Source organism: Marinobacter sp. V34, from assembly GCF_055524115.1.
This window is the reverse complement of record NZ_JBUPZY010000003.1, coordinates 107,157-127,603: the sequence shown is the minus strand read 5'-3', so window position 1 is coordinate 127,603 and position 20,447 is coordinate 107,157. Positions and strand designations below refer to the sequence as shown.

General features: G+C 57.2%; 18 protein-coding genes. 16 read left to right on the top strand and 2 right to left on the bottom strand.

Annotated elements, in window-relative coordinates; genetic code table 11:
• Window positions 1-182: 182 nt before the first annotated feature.
• Genes rluC through AC0B60_RS06050 form a run of 3 tightly spaced genes read left to right on the top strand, consistent with a single transcriptional unit; the run spans window position 183 to window position 2,996 of the window.
• On the top strand, window positions 183-1,232 hold the full coding sequence (rluC, locus tag AC0B60_RS06060) for a 23S rRNA pseudouridine(955/2504/2580) synthase RluC (RefSeq protein ID WP_465084852.1): 1,050 nt from the start codon (window positions 183-185) through the stop codon (window positions 1,230-1,232).
• 50 nt (window positions 1,233-1,282) lie between these two features.
• Window positions 1,283-1,930, top strand: coding sequence for an HAD family hydrolase (locus tag AC0B60_RS06055; protein WP_465084850.1), 648 nt, complete (start codon window positions 1,283-1,285; stop codon window positions 1,928-1,930).
• 25 nt (window positions 1,931-1,955) lie between these two features.
• On the top strand, window positions 1,956-2,996 hold the full coding sequence (locus AC0B60_RS06050) for a S49 family peptidase (protein WP_465084848.1): 1,041 nt from the start codon (window positions 1,956-1,958) through the stop codon (window positions 2,994-2,996).
• Here the strand turns inward: AC0B60_RS06050 and AC0B60_RS06045 are convergent.
• A complete protein-coding gene (locus AC0B60_RS06045; RefSeq protein WP_465084847.1) occupies window positions 2,963-3,598 on the bottom strand; it encodes a Maf family protein in 636 nt (211 codons plus the stop codon). The genes AC0B60_RS06050 and AC0B60_RS06045 overlap by 34 nt on opposite strands.
• A 164-nt stretch (window positions 3,599-3,762) precedes the next feature.
• On the opposite strand from AC0B60_RS06045, the gene AC0B60_RS06040 reads away from it, so the two are divergent.
• From AC0B60_RS06040 to putP, 13 genes are all read left to right on the top strand, one after another.
• Window positions 3,763-4,320, top strand: coding sequence for a YceD family protein (locus AC0B60_RS06040; RefSeq protein WP_465084845.1), 558 nt, complete (start codon window positions 3,763-3,765; stop codon window positions 4,318-4,320).
• A gap of 71 nt (window positions 4,321-4,391) precedes the next feature.
• Window positions 4,392-4,571: a 50S ribosomal protein L32 gene (gene rpmF / locus AC0B60_RS06035; protein ID WP_007154073.1), complete on the top strand. Its 180-nt coding sequence runs from the start codon at window positions 4,392-4,394 to the stop codon at window positions 4,569-4,571.
• A gap of 43 nt (window positions 4,572-4,614) precedes the next feature.
• Window positions 4,615-5,616 (top strand): phosphate acyltransferase PlsX, encoded by a 1,002-nt coding sequence (gene plsX, locus AC0B60_RS06030; protein WP_465084843.1) that lies wholly within the window; start codon window positions 4,615-4,617, stop codon window positions 5,614-5,616.
• Between the two features lie 129 nt (window positions 5,617-5,745).
• A complete protein-coding gene (fabD, locus tag AC0B60_RS06025; protein ID WP_465084842.1) occupies window positions 5,746-6,681 on the top strand; it encodes an ACP S-malonyltransferase in 936 nt (311 codons plus the stop codon).
• A gap of 16 nt (window positions 6,682-6,697) precedes the next feature.
• Entirely contained in the window at window positions 6,698-7,441 is a 744-nt protein-coding gene (gene fabG / locus AC0B60_RS06020) for a 3-oxoacyl-ACP reductase FabG (RefSeq protein WP_462826148.1), read from the top strand.
• 132 nt (window positions 7,442-7,573) lie between these two features.
• Entirely contained in the window at window positions 7,574-7,807 is a 234-nt protein-coding gene (gene acpP, locus AC0B60_RS06015; RefSeq protein ID WP_007154069.1) for an acyl carrier protein, read from the top strand.
• A gap of 115 nt (window positions 7,808-7,922) precedes the next feature.
• The gene (gene fabF / locus AC0B60_RS06010) at window positions 7,923-9,170 is read left to right on the top strand and encodes a beta-ketoacyl-ACP synthase II (RefSeq protein ID WP_465084840.1); all 1,248 of its coding nucleotides are present in this window, start codon (window positions 7,923-7,925) and stop codon (window positions 9,168-9,170) included.
• A 7-nt stretch (window positions 9,171-9,177) separates the two neighbouring features.
• Window positions 9,178-9,996 carry an aminotransferase class IV gene (locus tag AC0B60_RS06005; RefSeq protein ID WP_465084839.1) on the top strand — a complete coding sequence of 273 codons (819 nt, stop codon included), beginning with the start codon at window positions 9,178-9,180 and terminating at the stop codon, window positions 9,994-9,996.
• Window positions 9,997-10,001: 5 nt separating this feature from the next.
• Window positions 10,002-11,081 carry an endolytic transglycosylase MltG gene (mltG, locus tag AC0B60_RS06000; RefSeq protein WP_465084837.1) on the top strand — a complete coding sequence of 360 codons (1,080 nt, stop codon included), beginning with the start codon at window positions 10,002-10,004 and terminating at the stop codon, window positions 11,079-11,081.
• Window positions 11,078-11,710 carry a dTMP kinase gene (gene tmk, locus AC0B60_RS05995; RefSeq protein ID WP_465084835.1) on the top strand — a complete coding sequence of 211 codons (633 nt, stop codon included), beginning with the start codon at window positions 11,078-11,080 and terminating at the stop codon, window positions 11,708-11,710. Before mltG ends, tmk begins: the two co-directional genes overlap by 4 nt.
• Before the next feature lie 67 nt (window positions 11,711-11,777).
• Window positions 11,778-12,557, top strand: coding sequence for an AraC family transcriptional regulator (locus tag AC0B60_RS05990; protein WP_465084833.1), 780 nt, complete (start codon window positions 11,778-11,780; stop codon window positions 12,555-12,557).
• 200 nt (window positions 12,558-12,757) lie between these two features.
• Entirely contained in the window at window positions 12,758-15,937 is a 3,180-nt protein-coding gene (putA, locus tag AC0B60_RS05985) for a bifunctional proline dehydrogenase/L-glutamate gamma-semialdehyde dehydrogenase PutA (protein WP_465084831.1), read from the top strand.
• A 213-nt stretch (window positions 15,938-16,150) separates the two neighbouring features.
• Entirely contained in the window at window positions 16,151-17,641 is a 1,491-nt protein-coding gene (putP, locus tag AC0B60_RS05980; RefSeq protein WP_465084829.1) for a sodium/proline symporter PutP, read from the top strand.
• Between the two features lie 190 nt (window positions 17,642-17,831).
• Here putP and acnB read toward each other — a convergent pair whose 3' ends face one another.
• Window positions 17,832-20,426, bottom strand: coding sequence for a bifunctional aconitate hydratase 2/2-methylisocitrate dehydratase (gene acnB, locus AC0B60_RS05975; RefSeq protein WP_465085170.1), 2,595 nt, complete (start codon window positions 20,424-20,426; stop codon window positions 17,832-17,834).
• Window positions 20,427-20,447 lie beyond the last annotated feature (21 nt).

The following is a 20,447-nucleotide window of genomic DNA, read 5'->3' as shown; positions in this document are numbered from 1 at the left end:
ATCGCCGGGCCCGGTAATGATTGGGCGTTCGGCGTTCAAACTCTCAAATAGTGTCGGTATACTCCTGCCGCTCCGGCTTCTGGCATACTGGCCAGGCCGTAGACAAACGGCAGAGCACGCCGGAATATAACAGTATTCGCCGGCTCCTTCAATCCCGCGGGGTTTCCAGCGGTAAGGTATCCATGTCCAGATCGACCAGGCAAAAACGTCACCCTTCCTCACCACGGTCTACCGGTGACGGCAAGGGCGGCTCTGTACCCGGCTCCAGAGGCGGCGAGATTAAGCAGGGTGTGCGAAAGGTGGTGGTTGATGAGGATAATCACGGCCAGCGCGTAGACAACTACCTCATGGCGCAGATCCGAGACGTGCCGCGCAGCATCATCTATCGCATTATCCGCAAGGGCGAGGTGCGCGTGAATAAGGGCAGGGTAAAGCCTGATACCCGTCTGAACACGGGGGATGAGGTGCGCATTCCGCCCGTTACCCGCAAAGAAAAACCGGCGCAGGTTGTTCCGGGTTCCCGGGTTCAGGGAGTCATGCAGGACGCAGTGGTGTTTGAGAATGATCAGATGCTGGTGGTCAACAAGCCATCCGGAATAGCCGTGCACGGCGGTAGCGGGCTGGATTTCGGGCTGATCGAAGTCTTGCGGGCGGCGCGTCCGGAAGCTCGATTCCTGGAGCTCGTACATCGGCTTGACCGGGATACCTCGGGGCTGGTGATGGTCGCGAAGAAGCGTTCTGCGTTGCGCTATTTGCAGGACGAGTTGCGTCATAAGCGTATTCGTAAGCATTATCATGCCCTGGTGGCTGGCGACTGGCCGGGGTCCGTCAAGAAGGTCAGCGAGCCGCTGTTGCGGTTTGAGTTGGGCTCCGGTGAGCGCCGTGTTCGAGTGGATGAAGCAGGAAAGGACTCTCTCACCCGCTTCAGGGTGCTGGCGTCTTTTTCAGGGTACACGCTGGTTGAGGCTTCACCGGTTACCGGCCGTACCCATCAGATTCGCGTTCACAGTGCCTGGGCCGGTCATCCGATTGCCGGGGATGACAAGTATATGGATGATGTAAGTCTGCGGGCATTTCGCTCCGCAGGCGGTCAGCGTTTGATGCTCCATGCCCGTGCTCTGGACTTCACGCTGCCCTCCACGGGAGAGCCTGTTCACCTTGAGGCTTCCTACGACAAAGCTTTCAGCGAACTCATGGCCAAGCTGGCGGCGCGCCGGAAGGCATCCGAATAATCCGTTGTTCTGTGGCTGGCAAGCAGGATAACCGCACCAAGGTAGTATCAATGGACGTAAAGGTCGTGATTTTTGACTGGGACGGAACGCTGGTGGATTCCGTTGATCATATCGCAGACAGCCTTCACCAGGCGGCCACCGAGTTGGGGTATCCGGAACTGGAGAGGGAAGCCTATCGCGATATCATCGGCCTGGGCATGATTGAGGCTCTGGAGAAGCTGTATCCCGGTATAACGCGGGAGGAAATGACCACCATCCGGGAAGGTTATGCCCGTTATTTTTTTTCCAAGGTAACCACGCCTCAGAATGTGTTCGCCGGTATGGCAGACGTGGTGGCTGACCTGCGCGCGGGTGGTCGCGGCTGTTCGGTGGCCACCGGCAAGAGCCGTCGCGGCCTGGAAGGTGCGCTGGTGTCCAGCGGCCTTGGCCCGCACTTCGATATCACCCGCTGCGCGGATGAAACCCGGTCCAAGCCCGATCCGGCGATGCTTGAAGAGATCACCCGCTTTTACGGCATTGAGCCGGCAGAAGCGGTTATGATCGGCGATACCCGGTACGATCTTGAAATGGCCCAGCGTATCGGGATGCCGTCTATTGGTGTGGAGTGGGGTGTGCATCAGCGGGATGTGCTGGGGCACTATGCGCCGCACGCGATCGTCGATTCGGTAAAAGACCTGCGCAACGTACTTGGCCTCTGAGTCGTAACAGTAATAGGAAGCAGCAATGAGCGATTGGGAATCAGACAGGCATCCCGGCTGGGGGAGCGAGCCGGAAGGCGGCGCGAACAGATCTGCGGGAAGTCGCCGCACACCGGCAATGCCGCCGGAGTCAGCTCGCGATTGGAAATTGATCGAAAAGCTGGTGATGTCGCTGCAGTCAGAGCAGAGAAAAAGCCGCCGCTGGGGGATATTTTTTAAGCTGCTGACGTTCGGGTATCTCTTTGCATTGCTACTGATGATTCAGTTCCCGCTTAGCGGTGCGCTGGAATCCGCTGCCAAGGGGAAGCATTCGGCGCTCGTTGAGATCGAGGGCACCATCGCGGCGGACGAGCTTGCCAGTGCCGACAACATTGTCGGCTCCCTGCGCGAAGCCTTCGAGGCGGAGAATTCAGAGGGTGTAATCCTGCGGATCAATAGCCCGGGCGGCAGTCCGGTCCAGTCCGGTTATGTCTATGACGAAATCGTTCGATTGCGGGGCGAGTACCCGGACAAAAAAGTGTATGCGGTGATTTCCGATATTGGTGCCTCTGGCGCCTATTATATCGCTGCGGCTGCTGATGAAATCTACGCCGACAAGGCGAGCCTGGTGGGTTCCATTGGTGTGGTGGCTGGAGGTTTCGGTTTTACCGGGATTATGGATAAGCTGGGGGTCGACCGGCGTTTGTACACCGCTGGGGAGAATAAGGCTTTCCTGGACCCGTTCTCGCCGGAGGAAGAGAAAGAGGTGCAGTTCTGGCAAGACGTTTTGGAAACCACTCACGATCAGTTTATCGAAAGTGTGCGTAAGGGGCGGGGTGATCGGCTTGCGGATGATGAGCGGCTGTTCTCAGGGCTGGTCTGGAGTGGCGAGCAGGCGCTCGAGCTTGGTCTGATCGATGGCCTTGGCAGCTCTTCTCACGTGGCAAGGCAGGTCATCGGCCAGGAGGACCTTGTGGACTATAGTCGCCGTGAGTCGCCGTTCCAGGACATTGTTGACCAGTTTGGCGTTTCCGTGGGCAGTGGTATCGCCCGCTACTTCGCTGAATCGCGGCTGGAGCTTCGGTAAGAGATGGGCAGCTGGTACAGCGGATTTAGCCCCCAATTCCGAAGCATTTCGGTGAGTGCGATCAACGGCAGTCCTATCAGGCTGTTGGGGTCGCGCCCGTCCAGTCGGCTGAATAAGGCGATGCCCAGGCCTTCCATTTTAAAGCTGCCAGCGCAGTCGTAGGGTTCCTCGGCGCGCAGGTAGTTTTCGATTTCGTCCGTATCGAGCGTGCGGAAGTGGGCGTGAAAGTATTCGCAGTGGCTCTGTCGCTGCCCGGTGCTTGAGTCCACCAGTGCCAGGCCGGTCAGGAACGAAACGCGCTGGCCGCTACTGCGTTTGAGCTGTTCCGCTGCGTGCTCATGGGTTCCCGGTTTGTTCAGTATGGTGCCATCCTCCAGGCAGGCGACCTGGTCGGAGCCGATGATCCAGTGATCAGGGTGGCCGCTGCAAAGGGCCTCCGCTTTTTTTAGTGAAAGCCGCACGGCCAAGTGTTCCGCACTCTCATTCATGTGCTGCGATTCATCGACGTTCGGCGAGGCGGTATGGAATGGCAGCCTTAGCTTCTCCATCAGTTGTCGCCGATAAGGTGAGGATGAGGCAAGGAGAAGCGGGTGTTGTTTCATAAGGTTTCCTATAGTCGATGCCCTTAGTCGGTGTTCGGAGTTGTCCGGGCGGGCCTGGTTGCGCTGGTGGTATCGTAGAATACACCTATCTGCAGCGTAACCCTTGCCCAAATGCGCATGAAGTCTTTGACAGCAGGCGGTCAGGTCCCTAAAATTGCGCGCCTATGTCAAAAGCCTCAAGCACCGAACTGCCCAAAACTGTCGATCCTTACCGGTTGGCAGAGCAAAAAATAGTGTTGGAGGGAGAAATCCCTCTGCAGGCATTGTCTCGTTTTGGTGATTCTGTATTTGGTTTTGAGGACGGCGCAGTGTGCCGGGTAAGCCTGTCATTTTCCATGGACGGCGAACGCCGACGCATGGTGACAGGTGAGCTGGAGGCACCGGTTACCCTGGAGTGTCAGCGCTGCATGGGGCCTATGCAAAAGATGTTGGTCTCCCGCTTTACGTTGGGGTTGGTGACCAGCGATGAGCAGGCCCAGCAGTTGCCAAAAGAGCTTGAACCGTTTCTGACGGACGATTTCAGCGCGGATTTGTGGTCCTTGACTGAGGACGAGCTGTTGCTTGTTCTGCCTCCGTTTCCACTTCACGAGCGTGACGAATGTCCTGCCCGGGAAGAGCTGGAAGCCTTTGAGCCGGATGAATCCGGGGACGAGGAGCCGGTCAGGAAGGCTGAAGACAATCCGTTCAGTGTGCTGGCGGATCTCAAGACAAAGAAGCATTAATCAGGCGTCGTTTTCTCTGGAAACCGTCGCGAATTTAACGAACACACGTTTATCAGGTCAGGAGCATAATCATGGCTGTACAGAAAAACCGAAAGACCCGCTCAAAGCGCGGTATGCGCCGTTCACATGACGCTCTGAGCACGGCAGCTCTGTCCACTGACACTACGACTGGTGAAGTGCATCTTCGTCACCATGTGTCCCCGGACGGTTTTTACCGTGGCAAGCAGGTAATTGAGGCTCGCGACGAGTAAACCGTCGCGAGCAATCCACCCGCCAGTGCGAGATGGAGGAACGGTGAAGCCGGTCACCGTCGCAATTGACGCCATGAGTGGCGATCGCGGAGCCGACGTTGTGGCCTCCGCTGCACTGGTTGCGGTGAAAGAAAACGAAGCCTTGAGTCTTGTTCTGGTGGGAATCCGGAGTGAGCTTGAGGCTTTGTTGCATCCTGGGCACCCGCGAATTCGCATCGTCGAAGCTGCTGATGTCGTACGGATGAACGAGCGGCCGTCCCACGCGCTTCGCCACAAGCGTAATTCGTCCATGGCCGTGGCGTTGGGGCTGGTCCGTGACGGTGTTGCTCAAGGCTGCGTCAGTGCCGGCAACACCGGGGCTCTCATGGCGTTTGGCCGTTCTGTTATTCGCATGTACCCGGGTATTGAGCGCCCTGCAATCGCCAAACTGATTCCGTCGCTTCGGGGGCGTTGCCACGTGCTCGATCTGGGCGCCAACGTGGACTCCACAGCGGAAAACCTCTATCAGTACGCACTGATGGGCTCACTGATGGCGTCGGCCATCTGCAATCAGCCAGAACCTCGGGTCGCTCTTCTCAACGTTGGCGAAGAGGAGATCAAGGGCAACGAGCAAGTGCGGCTTGCCTCTCACATGCTGGCCCAGTGCGATACCATCAACTATATCGGATACATCGAGGGCAGTGATCTGTTCCGCGATGTGGCGGATGTGGTGGTGTGCGACGGTTTTGTCGGGAATATTGCCCTAAAGACAGGTGAGGGCGTAGCCGGTCTGCTGATTGAGCTGCTGGAGCAAGCCTTTACACAAACTTTTTATGGCAAGTGTGTCGGCTTTTTAGCGCGGCCGATCATCGGAAGGCTGCTTCGGCTTATGGACCCTTCAAGGCACAACGGTGCCAGTCTCCTGGGCCTTCAGGGTGTGGTGATAAAGAGCCATGGCAATGCCAACGAGCGCGCCATGCTGGCAGCCATACGTCAGGCGGTTCGTGAAGTTGAACTGGAAGTGCCCAGTCGCATCAATGACCGTCTTGACGACCTGATGATCTGAGCCCGCAAGCTTTAGCCCCTCTCTGAGACTAAAGTCTCTCCCCATTTTTGCTAGATTGGCCGGATTGGCCCCCAGGTTGTACTATTGGCTAATCTCCCGTAACCCCTCATTGACGGTAAGATTCCCACTATGAAATCAGCCTTTATTTTTCCCGGACAAGGATCGCAGTCTGTCGGTATGCTGGGGGCAGCAGCCGAGAACTGGCCGATCATAGAAAAAACGTTCTCCGAAGCCTCCGATGTGCTGGGCTATGATCTCTGGCACCTGTGCCAGCATGGACCTGCGGAAGAGCTCAATCAGACCACAGTTACCCAGCCGGCGCTGCTTGCAGCAAGTGTGGCGCTATGGCGGCAATGGTTTGTGGCGGGAGGCCAGGCGCCCAATTATGTTGCCGGCCACAGCCTGGGCGAGTACAGCGCGCTGGTTGCCGCCGAAAGCCTGAACTTCTTTGACGCCATTAAACTGGTGCAACTGCGTGGCGAGCTCATGCAGGCTGCTGTGCCAGCCGGCGAAGGTAAGATGGCAGCCATTCTTGGTCTTGAAGACGATGATGTAACCGCAGCCTGTGCCGAGGCGGCAAATGGCGATGTGGTGGCCGCCGTCAATTTCAATGCCCCTGGGCAAGTAGTGATTGCTGGTGCCGCTGCAGCTGTCGAGCGTGCCATCGAAGCCTGCAAGGCCCGAGGCGCCCGCAAGGCCATGCCGCTGCCAGTGAGTGTGCCTTCCCACTGCGCCCTGATGAAGGGGGCCGCGGAGGAGTTGGAAACCGCGTTGGACGAAGTAACGTTTAACGATGCTGTCATCCCGGTGATACAGAATGTCACCGCGGCCGTTGCCCAGGACAGTGAATCCCTCAAAGCTAATCTGGTCAAGCAGCTATACTCACCGGTGTTGTGGACCGATACAGTTCGTAAACTGGTGGCAAATGATGTGCGGATCGCTGTAGAGTGCGGCGCCGGTAAAGTCCTTGCAGGACTGGCGAAGCGCATTGACCGTGAATTGTCGGTTTACGGCATTGACGAGCCGGATGCGCTGGCAAAGGCGTCAGAGGCATTTGGACAGTAATGAATAGGAGCAATACATGTCTCTTGAAGGCAAAACAGCGCTAGTAACGGGTGCTACTCGCGGTATCGGAAAGGCCATTGCGAAGGCGCTTGCAGATCAAGGCGCAATGGTGGTTGGCACGGCAACCAGTGAGAATGGTGCTGAATCGATTTCTGCCGACCTGAAAGCAGCGGGTGCGAAGGGTTTCGGTATCGTAATGAATGTTGCCGACCCAGGCAGCATCGAGGCTGGCCTGAAGGAAATCAACGAGAAAGCCGGCGCGCCTGCAATCCTGGTCAACAACGCAGGGATCACTCGTGATAATCTGCTGATGCGTCTGAAGGATGATGACTGGGCGTCGGTGGTGGAAACCAACTTGTCCAGCGTCTACCGGACCAGTAAAGCCGTATTGCGGGGAATGGCCAAGGCGCGATGGGGCCGGGTGATCAACATCAGCTCGGTTGTGGCTGGCATGGGTAACCCCGGACAGGCCAACTATTGCGCTGCCAAGGCCGGAGTTGAAGGCTTTACCCGCAGCCTGGCGAAGGAAATGTCGAACCGGGGCATCACGGCCAATTGTGTGGCGCCTGGATTTATCGACACGGATATGACCCGAAAACTGGACGACAAGCAACGTGAGGCTATGATGGAAGTCATACCTGCCGGTCGTCTGGGTGAGCCGGAAGAAGTGGCTGCGGTGGTTGCTTTCCTGGCATCGGAGGCCGCTGGTTACGTGACGGGTGAAACGATCCACGTGAACGGCGGTATGTACATGGGATAGTCCCTGACGGGGCGTGTGCGCAAACCCTTGTCGCACAACATGTTTGAATGGAACCCCTGCTTGTTTGCAGGTATGGTTTAAACTAAACTGGCAGCACTTAAGTTGCTTGGTTGACACAAAAGTGAGGACATTATGAGTACAGTTGAAGAGCGCGTGAAGAAGATCGTTTGTGAGCAGTTGGGCGTTAAAGAGTCCGAAGTTCAGAACACATCTTCTTTTGTAGAGGATCTTGGCGCTGACTCACTGGACACCGTTGAGCTGGTCATGGCACTCGAGGAAGAGTTCGAGACCGAGATTCCTGATGAGGAAGCGGAAAAGCTGGCGAGTGTTCAGGACGCGATCGACTACATCGTCGCGCACACCTGATACTCTGCACGCTTTATCGCCAGGCAAAAAGCCGTCCATGTGATAAGACATTGGACGGCTTTTTTATTGGCAGATATTCCAGTTCATGACCAGCAAGGAACTCAGGTGAAGGGGTATGGCTAAACGACGTGTTGTAATCACAGGCATGGGAATGCTCTCGCCACTGGGTAACGATGTGGATTCGTCCTGGGATGGTATTCGTTCCGGTCGCAGCGGCATTGCCGGGATTGACCGCTTTGATACCACCGGATACAGCACACGGATTGGCGGTGGCATCAAGAATCTGGATATTGAACCTTACCTGTCTGCGAAGGACGCCAGAAAACTGGATGCCTTCATTCATTACGGTCTGATCGCCGCCCAGCAGGCAGTGGACACCAGTGGCCTTGATGAGTACACCGATCTCGATCGTGAGAGAGTCGGGGTTGCTATCGGCTCAGGTATCGGTGGCCTTGAATACATCGAGAAGAACGTGATCACGATGGAGAAGTCCGGGCCGCGAAAGGTGTCTCCCTTCTTTGTGCCAGCCTCCGTAATCAACATGATTTCAGGAAACGTGGCTATCCGCTTTGGCTATAAGGGGCCAAACATCGCAATCGTGACAGCCTGCACGACCGGCACCCATAACATTGGCTATGCGGCGCGCACCATTGCTTACGGTGATGCCGACGTGATGTTGGCCGGCGGTTCGGAAATGGCCACCACCCGAAGCTCAATTGCCGCGTTTTCGGCAGCGCGTGCGCTGTCCACCCGCAATGACGATCCGGAAAAGGCCAGCCGGCCGTGGGATCGTGGCCGGGATGGCTTTGTGCTCAGCGACGGCGCCGGCGTGCTGGTGCTGGAGGATCTCGAGCACGCGAAACGCCGTGGTGCCACCATTCATGGCGAAGTGATCGGTTTCGGTATGAGCGACGATGCGTTCCATATAACCGCTCCCCCAGAGAACGGTGAGGGTGCCGCGCGCTCCATGAAGAATGCGATTCGCGATGCCGGGCTCGGCGCCGACGACATCGACTACATTAACGCCCATGGCACTTCCACGCTCGTGGGAGACCTGGCAGAAGTGTCTGCCGTGAAATCGGTATTTGCCGACCACGCTTACAAGTTGGCTGTCAGCAGCACCAAGTCCATGACCGGGCACTTGCTTGGCGCTGCCGGGGCCGTTGAGGCGATTTTCTCGGTATTGGCGATCCGTGACGGTGTGCTGCCGCCGACCATCAACCTTGACGACCCTGATGATGGCTGTGATCTGGATTTTGTGGCCGGCAAGAGCCGCAAGGCTGATGTGCGGGTTGCGTTGTCCAACTCTTTTGGCTTTGGTGGTACAAACGGCACTCTGATTTTCCGTCGTTACGAGGATTGATCGGGTTGTGTTGAACGTTATTCACCCCGACAGCAATGGAGTTTCCACGACAGATCGAGGGTTGGCCTACGGCGATGGGTTGTTTGAAACCATCCGGATGCGCGGTCGGAAAGCCGTGCTGCGTTCGCATCACCTGGATCGTATGGTGGCCGATGCCGGTCGGTTGGGTATTCCTGTCGAGCGTAGCGATCTGGATGCTGAAATCACCCGCTCGGGTTGCGATTTGGCCTCCCGATACGGCGATGACGACTGGGTGTTGAAACTGGTCCTTACTCGGGGAAGTGGCGGGCGAGGTTACCGGTTGCCTGTCGAGTGCGAGCCAAGCCTGATTGTCACCTCCTCTCCTATGCCCGCGCTCCCCGAGCCGGGAGGTGTGGTCGCCGCATTTTCGCAGTTTCCACTCACCGTGAATCCGAGGCTTGCAGGCATCAAGACTCTGAATCGGCTGGAGCAGGTGATGGCAAGCCGTGAATTCAGTGGCGAGGAATTCGAACTGATCATGGCGAACGCCGACGGGCAGTTGCTTGAGGGGACGCGAACCAACCTCATTGTCAGGATGGAAAGTGAGTGGGTAACCCCGCCGGTTGAGAGCCTTGCGGTGGCAGGCGTCATGCGGCAGTACGCCCTCGAGTGTCTGCGCGCATCCGGCCATACTATCCGGGAGCAGATCATCCCCCCCTCGTTGCTGTCGTCGCCCGGGCTACGTGGCCTGTATCTCGTCAACAGCGTTATCGGTATTGTAGCGGTTCGCAGAATGGGCCGGGTTGATTTGCCAGTTGATGATGGGCTTGAGACAATCTGCGACCCCCTGAAAACTTTGGAATAAAAAGCTTGTTCAAGAAGTTACTCATCTGTGTGTTGTGTCTCTCAGTCCTGGCGCTTGCCGGGGGCGGTCTCTGGTTATGGCAGGGGCTTCAGACTCTTGAGCAACCGGTGGCGTTGGATGAGCCGGTTCTGTTCAGCGTGCCATCCGGGAGCGGTTACGGCCAGATTGCGCGTAAACTCGAAGCAGAAGGCCTTGTGGGCGACAGTCTTTGGCTGAAGGTTCATGGGCGCCTTTACCCGGATCAGGCGCTATTGAAGGCTGGCGAATATGAGTTCACCGATGGCATGACCAGCCTCGAAATGATAAGCAAGATGGTCGCCGGAGACACCAAGCACTGGCAGATCCAGTTTATAGAGGGCTGGACTTTTAAAGACATGCGCGCCGCGCTTGCCAGCAGTGAGCGCCTTGGACAGGTGACGGCCGACTGGCCTGACGAGCGGATCATGGAGGCGATGGGTGCCGATGACGAGCACCCTGAAGGCCGCTTTTTCCCGGATACCTACCTGTTTACCAGCAGTGAAACCGACCTTGACCTGTTTCACAGGGCTTTTGAGCGAATGGAAGAGGTGCTTGCGACGGAATGGCAGGCTAAGGCTGAAAACCTGCCTTACGATTCTCCCTATGAAGCTCTGATCATGGCCTCGATCGTTGAGCGCGAGACCGGTGCGGTTCATGAGCGGGAGGAAGTGGCCGGCGTCTTTGTGCGGCGCCTGGAGAAAGGTATGAGGTTGCAGACTGATCCTACGGTCATCTATGGGATGGGAGAGAAATACCAGGGGCGTATCACCCGCAAGGATCTGCGAACCCACACTGACTACAATACCTATCGGATCGATGGACTTCCGCCCACACCCATCGCGTTGCCCGGCCGGGAAGCGATTCATGCGGCCCTGAATCCGGCTGAAGGCGATACGCTCTACTTTGTGGCGCGTGGTGATGGCACCCACAAGTTCTCGAAAACCCTGGCGGAGCACCAGAAGGCTGTGAGGGCGTTTCAGCTCAACCGCCGTTCAGACTATCGTTCCTCTCCAGCACCGTCTCCAGCGCCGTCTCCGGATACAACAGCGGAAGAGGGTGACCAATGACCCGCAGAGGGCAGTTTGTTACCTTTGAAGGTACGGAAGGTGTTGGTAAGTCTACTCAGCTGGCGAACGCCGCAAGTACGCTGGACGCGCTTGGTGTTGAATGCGTTGTAACCCGAGAGCCCGGCGGCACCCCGATGGCGGAGTCCATTCGCGAGCTGTTGCTGGCGCCGCGTGATGAGCCGGTGAACGAAACCACCGAGCTGCTGCTGATGTTCGCCGCCAGGGCGCAACACCTTCATACGCGTATTCTTCCTGAATTGGAGGCTGGTCGCTGGGTGCTGTGCGATCGCTTCACCGACGCGACCTTTGCCTACCAGGGGGGCGGGCGTGGGGTGCCCGCTGAGCGCATAGCGCTACTGGAAAGCCTGGTGCAGGGCACGGTACGCCCGGATCACGTTATCCTGCTGGATGCACCGGTGGACATTGGTATGACCCGTGCCCGACAGCGGGGAGGCCTGGACAGATTCGAACAGGAAGCGGTGGCGTTTTTTGAGCGAATACGCGAGACCTATCTTGCGCGTGCGGCCAACGCACCGGGCCGTTATCACATTGTGGACGCCTCCCAGCCGATCGAGACAGTCAGCGACGAGGTCGCGGGCCTGCTTCGGAATCTGGTGAATCGGGCGTAGTCGTGCAAGTTTGCCGATGATCTGCTTTAATTGAGCTACATTCTCAGGAAATCTCCGGATCGCGGGCATGTTGGACGCACGTTTGCTCAAGCTTCCCACCGCTTCACACCACCATCGCCATGAACATCACCAGATTGTTGTTGGTGTTCGTGGAGAGGCCGACCTGAGTGTGGATGGAACAGGTTCTCACCTGGATACCTGGCGAGCCTGCCTGGTTCCCACAGAAGCGCGCCATGATTACTGTGGCGACCTACAGAACCACGTTCTGGTTATCAACCTCGATCCCTACATGCCGGCCATAAATAGCCCCGGCCACAGTGAGTATGAAACGCTCGCCCCCCTGTTTGAGCGGCCGCGCACACTGGTTCTGGACAATAAGCTGCAAGGGCTGGTTCAGTTTGTGGCGGGAGAGTTCGATCGCTCTCGGGATAATCAGGATATGCAACGTCACATGGGGGCAAGCATCCTGCACTGTATGGCCGAACGCCTGAATCAAGGCAGGGAGGTTGGCCAAAACCGCCATGCCATCAGCCCCGATACAATCCGCCGTTACATCATGGAGAATATTCAACGCAAGATCACGGTGAGTGACCTCGCCGGTGTGGCTTGCCTTAGCGTCAGTCGCTTCCACGAGATGTTCCGTGACGTGACGGGCACTACCCCCCACCAGTTTCTGCTCCAGACCCGGCTTGACCAGGCCATGCAATTCCTGACCATGACATCTCTTTCGGTATCGGAAGTCAGTTACCGGACTGGGTTTTCCTCCCAAAGTGCCCTCACCAACGCGCTCAGAAAACACAAGGGGACGACGCCCTCCAGGTTGCGTTTTAGTGACAAAGTCGCCTGATTTGTTAAGAAAATCTCATTTTCGGACGAATTTACAAAAGAATCGTAGGATTTTGTAAGCTTGAGCTCCGTAGTAATACTAACTTAACAGGTAGCTGATCACGTCACAGCGCAGTACGGTACGTGCGCGTTGTCTGACTCAACCATAATAAAAGTTCGAAGGGCCCGGCTATTGGTGGGAACCGTCGGCGAGGCGCTCAGATGTTCAATGCAAGCAAGGTGCTCGAGCCTGCATTTCAGGAACAGCCAAAGTCGTTCTTCTGGCAAGCGATTACTGCCAACTACGCCGTCGACGAAACGCGTTACCTCAACGAACTCATTCCCCTTGCCCAAAGCGACGCCTCGGAGCATCGAGACGTCACTGACACGGCAACGAGCCTGATCAGAAAGGTCCGCGAGCAGGATGACGCTGTCCATATGGTCGACGCACTGCTGCAGGAATACAGCCTTGATACCGAAGAAGGCATTCTGCTGATGTGTTTGGCCGAGGCGCTGATGCGTATCCCCGACAAATACACCGCCGATGCGTTGATTCAGGACAAGCTGTCGGATGCCGATTGGAAAAAGCACGCGGGTCGCAGTGAGTCGACCCTGGTCAACGCCTCCACATGGGGGCTGCTGTTGACTGGACGCGTGGTCAAGATGGATAGACGGCTGGATGGTTCCCCGTCCAGTATCTGGAAGCGTCTCATCAAGCGCAGCGGCGAGCCGGTCATCAGGAGTGCGATGTACCAGGCCATGGCCATTATGGGCAAGCAGTTCGTGCTGGGACGGGATATCGACGAAGCTCTGAGGAATGCGCGCGAGTACCGGGATTTGGGCTACACCTACTCCTTCGACATGCTCGGCGAAGCGGCAATGACGGAAGATGATGCCGACCGTTACCTGAAGGACTACCTGGGTGCCATTGAATCCGTAGGAAGCGATGCATACCCGGACAGCCGAGCGCCGGCGCCCTCGATTTCCATCAAACTATCAGCCCTGCACCCTCGATACGAGGCGTCCCAGGAAGAGCGGGTTCTGGAAGAACTCTACGCGACGGTCACTGATCTGCTAACCCTTGCGCGGGAAAAGAAGGTCTCCATTACCATTGATGCCGAGGAAATGGATCGGCTGGAAATTTCGCTAAAGCTGTTTGAGAAGGTATTTACGTCACCGGTTGCAAAGGGGTGGGGTGGCATTGGCCTGGTTATTCAGGCCTATTCCAAGCGTGCTTTGCCGGTACTTTGCTGGTTGACCAAGCTGGCGAAGCAGCAGGGTGACCAGATTCCCATTCGCCTGGTCAAAGGGGCCTACTGGGATACCGAAATCAAAACCTGCCAGCAATTGGGCCTGGAGGGCTACCCCGTATTCACGCGCAAAGAGGCCACCGACACGTCCTATTTGGCGTGTTTGCGTTATTTGCTGAGTGATTACACCGAGGGAGCATTGTACCCGCAGCTTGCGAGCCACAACGCCCACACGGTTTCCTCGGTTCTGACCATGGCAAAGAACAAGGGACGTAAGATCGAATTCCAGCGCCTGCACGGTATGGGAGACGCTCTCTACAACAGCATCCTTGAGGACAGCAATCATTCGGTTCGGATCTACGCCCCAGTTGGCGCTCATAAGGATCTGTTGCCGTATCTGGTACGACGGCTCCTGGAGAATGGCGCAAACTCCTCGTTTGTTCACCGGTTGGTGGATGCGGCGACGCCCATTGAAGCCTTGGTGCAGAACCCCGTTCAGGAACTGCAGGGATACGACGCACTGCCCAACGACCGTATTCCACTGCCGGTCGACATCTTTGGCAACGAGCGGCGCAACTCCAAAGGGGTGAATATCCATGTGGCTGCCCATTTGGACCCATTGCTGAATCATCTTGGGCAATGGGCAACGACACGCTGGGAAGCGGCGCCAGTCATTCGTGGTGAAAAGCGCCGTGACGGAGACCGGAGTGATGTCCATGCGCCCTACGATAATTCCCAGCGCGTTGGTCAGGTGTACTGGGCAACCGAAGCTATGGCGGAAGAAGCCCTGGCGGTTGCAGCGGAAGGCTTCGTTTCCTGGCGGGAGCGCCCGGTGGAGGATCGTGCCGGCTGTCTCGAGCGATACGCCGACTTGATGGAGGACAACCTGCATGAGCTCATGGCGATCTGCTGCCGTGAAGCCGGGAAAACCCTGCAGGATGGTATCGACGAGGTGCGCGAAGCCGTCGATTTCTGCCGCTATTATGCCCTTCAGGGGCGATCACGTTTTGGTAAGGCCTTGGCTCTGCCTGGCCCCACCGGCGAGAGCAATGAGCTCTACATGGAAGGGCGGGGCGTATTCCTCTGCATCAGCCCCTGGAATTTCCCCCTGGCTATTTTTACCGGCCAGGTGATGGCGGCGTTGGTGGCAGGGAATGCTGTTATCGCCAAGCCAGCGGAACAGACAAGTCTGGTTGCTCAACGGGCTTTTGAGCTGATGCTGGAAGCGGGCTTCCCGCCCGATGTAATTCAATTTTTACCCGGTGATGGCGCAACAATCGGCGGCAAACTGACCCCGGACCCCAGAATTGCCGGCGTCGCCTTCACCGGCTCTACACAGGTAGCGCACATCCTCAATCGCACTCTGGCGCAACGTGAAGGGGCGATTGTGCCCCTTATCGCCGAGACCGGGGGGCAGAATGCCATGGTTGTGGACAGCAGTGCGCTGCCGGAGCAGGTGGTCAGGGATGTCATCCAGTCCGCTTTCGCCAGTGCCGGGCAGCGTTGCTCGGCACTGCGTGTGCTCTATATCCAGAAAGAGGTGGCTGAGCGCACAGAAAGCCTCCTGGCGGGCGCCATGCAGGAGCTGTCTGTCGGCAACCCTGAGCGTTATAGCACCGATATAGGGCCGGTCATTGACCAAGAGGCGCGGGATGGTCTGAAAGCCCACCTGACGGAGCTGGGCAAACAGGCCAGGTTGGTGTCGCAGTCGCCATTGCCGAAGGCCTGCCGCGGGGGCTACTTTATTCCACCGTCCGCCTACGCCATTTCAAGTATCAACGAGTTGAAAGGCGAACACTTCGGTCCTGTTCTTCATATAGTCCGCTACACTGCAGAGAAGCTGGATGATGTGATTGATGAAATTAATGCGGCGGGTTATGGGCTTACCCTGGGCATTCACAGCAGAAGTGAGTCAACCGCGGCCTATATTGAGCGGCAGGTAAAAGTGGGCAATACCTACGTTAACCGAAATCAGATTGGCGCGGTTGTCGGTGTTCAGCCTTTCGGGGGGCGGGGGCTATCCGGTACCGGTCCCAAAGCTGGCGGACCGCACTACCTGCTAAGGTTTGCCACGGAGAGAACCCGCACCGTCAACACTACGGCGGTGGGTGGAAACGCGTCATTGTTGTCGCTTGGTATTGAAAAGGTTTGATAGGGCGCTTTGCTCATAAGGCAGTGCGGAACGAAAACCTGAACGATAGGAGGTAAGTATTGAGATGGGGAGGCTGGCGTTGTAAGTCGTAGCGCCTTATTACGTGAGTAGGTTAGGGAGTTAAAAAAACAAAGGGTGTGATTACCGGGTTCACCATGGTAAGCGCGCCAAACGGTCGGAATTGATTCCGTCCAATTGAACTGGAGGAGTTTCATGGCTATTGGTGTTTGGATCAGTCTTTTTGCTTACTTTGCGCTCATGATCGCCATTGGCGTTTATGCCATGCGCAGAGCTACGTCTTCATCCGAAGATTACATGTTGGGTGGGCGAGCCCTCAGTCCAAAGGTGGCGGCCCTGTCGGCTGGTGCTTCAGACATGAGTGGCTGGTTGCTTCTCGGGTTGCCCGGGGCGCTATTTGCATCGGGCCTGGGCTCGGCCTGGATCGGTATCGGCCTGCTTGTGGGTGCGTTCTTTAACTGGACCCTGGTAGCGCCACGCCTTCGTGAGCAGACCGTTCACTATGGCAATGCGATCACCATCCCGTCCTTCCTGGCCAACCGGTTCCCGACACAGGCGCTGTCCCTGCGTACCGTGTCCGCCATCGTCATCGTTATCTTCTTCGCGGTCTACACAGCATCCGGTCTGGTCGCGGGCGGCAAGCTGTTTGAAAGTGCGTTCTCCGGCATCTTCAACTTCGGCGGCTTGAGTGACTATGCGGTTGGTATCGTTATCACGCTGGGTGTGGTACTTGCATACACCGTGGTTGGCGGGTTCCTGGCCGTGAGCATGACGGACTTCGTACAGGGCTGCATCATGATGTTCGCATTGATCATTATGCCGGCGGTTGTCCTCTTCGGCGAAGGCGGTGGTGGTTTGGCCCAGGCGTCGCAAACGCTGAACGAAGTCGATCCCACGTTGCTGTCCTGGACTGAGGGGTTAACCGTTATCGGCTGGTTGTCGGCTGTTACCTGGGGCCTGGGTTACTTTGGTCAGCCCCACATCATCGTGCGCTTCATGGCGATTCGTACGCTTGACGAAGTACCAACTGCTCGGAACATCGGCATGTCCTGGATGCTTATCTCCCTGATTGGCGCCGTCTCCCTTGGTGTGTTTGGCCGGGCGTATGCCGTTCGCAATGGTATGAATATCGAAGACCCGGAAACCATCTTCATCATTCTGTCTGATCTTCTGTTCCATCCGCTGATCACCGGCTTCCTCTACGCGGCACTGCTTGCTGCGGTCATGAGTACCATCTCCAGTCAGTTGCTGGTGTCGTCCTCTTCACTGACCGAAGACTTCTATCGCCTGTTCCTGCGTAAAGAAGCTACCGACAAGGAATGCGTGAATGTTGGCCGGGTCTGTGTTGTGCTGGTTGGTCTGGTAGCGGCTGTCATCGCCTCGGATCCGAACTCCCAGGTTCTGGCACTGGTCAGTAACGCCTGGGCAGGCTTCGGCGCTGCATTTGGTCCGCTGATCATTCTGTCGCTGATGTGGCCGCGCACAAACGGCGCTGGTGCCATCGCGGGTATGGTTGGGGGTGCCGCCACGGTGATGATCTGGATCTCGTTGGGCTGGAACGGCGAGTTCATGGGTGGTCCTGGCGTCTATGAGATCATTCCTGGCTTCATCGTTGCCTGGATTGCCATCATGGCGGTCAGTCTGGCTACAGAAGATGCTGGTGAATATCAGCACATTACCCGGTAAATCAGGGCGCTTATAACGCTCTAGGTTAAAAAGGGGCTCCTTCGGGAGCCCTTTTTTTGTGGGGCGAGCTTGTGGTGGGCTGGGGCTCCACACCGTGCCCGAACCAAACGTCAAAGGTTTATCTCATACACAAAAAAACGCCAGCCCGGAGGCTGGCGTTTTCATGGAGCTAAACCGTAAAGGTCAGGTCTTAAGCAACGTTCGCTTCAGATGCCTTCTTGGTGTAGTTCTCCATCTGGTCGAAGTTGAGATACTTGTAGATCTCTTTCGACATGCTGTTCAGGTCCTTGGCGTACTCCATGTACTCCGCCGGAGACGGGAGTTTGCCCAGTACCGCACCAACTGCTGCCAGTTCCGCAGAGGTCAGGTACACGTTGGCACCATCGCCCAGGCGGTTCGGGAAGTTACGGGTGGATGTGGACAGCACCGTAGACTTGGCGTTTACCCGCGCCTGGTTACCCATGCACAGAGAGCAGCCTGGCATTTCGGTGCGAACACCAGCGGTGCCGTAGGTGTTGAAGTAGCCTTCCTCCATCAGCTGCGCCTGGTCCATCTTGGTCGGCGGAGACATCCACAGACGGGTCTTCAGCGGCTCTTTGTTCATCTCCAGCAGCTTACCGGCGGCGCGGAAGTGGCCGATGTTGGTCATGCAGGAACCGATGAACACTTCGTCCACCTTGTCACCAGCGACTTCGGACAGGAACTTGGCGTCGTCCGGGTCGTTCGGGCAGCACACGATCGGCTCTTTGATGTCCGCCAGGTCGATTTCCACAACGTGGGAGTACTCGGCGTCTTTGTCTGCACGCATCAGTTTGGGATCGGCAATCCACTCTTCCATCTGTTGGGCGCGACGCTCCAGGGTACGCGGGTCGCCATAACCTTCTGCAATCATCCAGCGCAGCATGGTGATGTTGGAGCGCAAGTACTCGGCCACGGAGTCTTCAGACAGGTTGATGGTACAACCGGCTGCGGAACGTTCCGCCGATGCGTCGGACAGTTCGAATGCCTGTTCGACGGTCAAATGCTCAAGGCCTTCGATTTCCAGGATGCGACCGGAGAACTCGTTGATCTTGCCCTTCTTCTCAACGGTCAGCATGCCCTGCTTGATACCGTACAGCGGGATTGCGTGTACAAGATCGCGCAGGGTAATGCCTGGCTGCATTTCGCCCTTAAAGCGAACCAGAACAGATTCCGGCATGTCCAGCGGCATAACACCCGTAGCAGCAGCAAACGCCACCAGACCGGAACCGGCCGGGAAGGAGATACCCATTGGGAAGCGAGTGTGGGAGTCACCACCGGTACCGACAGTGTCCGGTAACAGCATGCGGTTCAGCCAGGAGTGAATGATGCCATCGCCCGGGCGCAGGGAAACGCCACCGCGGGTGCGGATGAAGTCCGGCATGGTGTGCTGCATTTCGACGTCAACCGGCTTCGGATAGGCGGCGGTGTGACAGAACGACTGCATCACCAGGTCCGCCTGGAAGCCCAGACACGCCAGGTCTTTCAGTTCGTCACGGGTCATCGGGCCGGTGGTGTCCTGTGAGCCCACGGTCGTCATGTGCGGCTCGCAGTAGGTGCCCGGGCGAACGCCTTTGTCTTCTTCCAGGCCACAGGCCTTGCCGACCATCTTCTGGCCCAGGGTAAAGCCCTTGGTGCCTTCTTCCGGGTCATTTGGCAGACGGAAGATGTCAGTGGCGCCCATGCCCAGTGCTGCGCGGGCTTTAGCGGTCAGGCCACGTCCAATAATCAGCGGGATACGGCCGCCGGCCTGAACTTCGTCCAGAATCACATCGGACTTGAAGCCAAATTCGGAGATGGTGTCGCCAGCTTCGTTCAGAATCTTGCCTTCGTACGGGCGGATGTCGATAACATCGCCCATGTTCAGATCGTCAACCGGTGCTTCGAAAACCAGAGCGCCAGCGTCTTCCATGGTGTTGAAGAAAATCGGAGCAACCTTGTTACCGATGCACACGCCGCCGGCGCGCTTGTTCGGTACACCTGGAACATCGTCGCCGAAGAACCACAGGACGGAGTTGGTGGCAGACTTACGTGAGGAGCCGGTACCGACCACGTCGCCAACGAAGGCAACAGGCAGGCCTTTGGACTTGATCTCGTCAATCTGGTTCATTGGGCCGGTCACACCGGGTTCTTCCGGCTTCAGGCCATCACGCTCCATTTTATAGGCAGCGCGGGCGTGCAGCGGGATGTCCGGGCGGGACCAGGCATCAGGGGCCGGAGACAGGTCATCAGTGTTCGTTTCACCGGTCACCTTGAACACCACCATCTTGGTGCTTTCCGGTACCTTCTTCTTGTTGGTGAACCACTCGGCGTTGGCCCAGGATTCAACCACGGCTTTGGCGACGGCATTGCCAGCGTCCATCTTTTCCTTCACGTCGTTGAAGGCATCGAACATCAGCAGGGTACGCTTGAGCTTCTCGCCGGCCTGCTCGGCCAGTTCAGAATCATCCAGCAGGTCGACCAGGGTCGCGATGTTATAGCCGCCCTGCATCATGCCCAGCAGGTCAACGGCTTTCGGCTTGTCCAGCAGGGGAGATGTCGCTTCACCCTTAACAATGGCGGTCAGGAAGGCGGCTTTTACATAAGCCGCTTCGTCCACACCCGGCGGAACGCGGTTCTCAAGCAGATAGACCAGCGTCTCTTCTTCGCCGGCTGGCGGGTTTTTAAGGAGATCGACCAGAGCGGCGGCCTGCTCAGCATTCAGAGGCTTCGGGGGAATACCCAGAGCCTCGCGTTCTGCAACGTGTTTACGATAGGCTTCTAACACGATATGGACCCTCATCAGTTG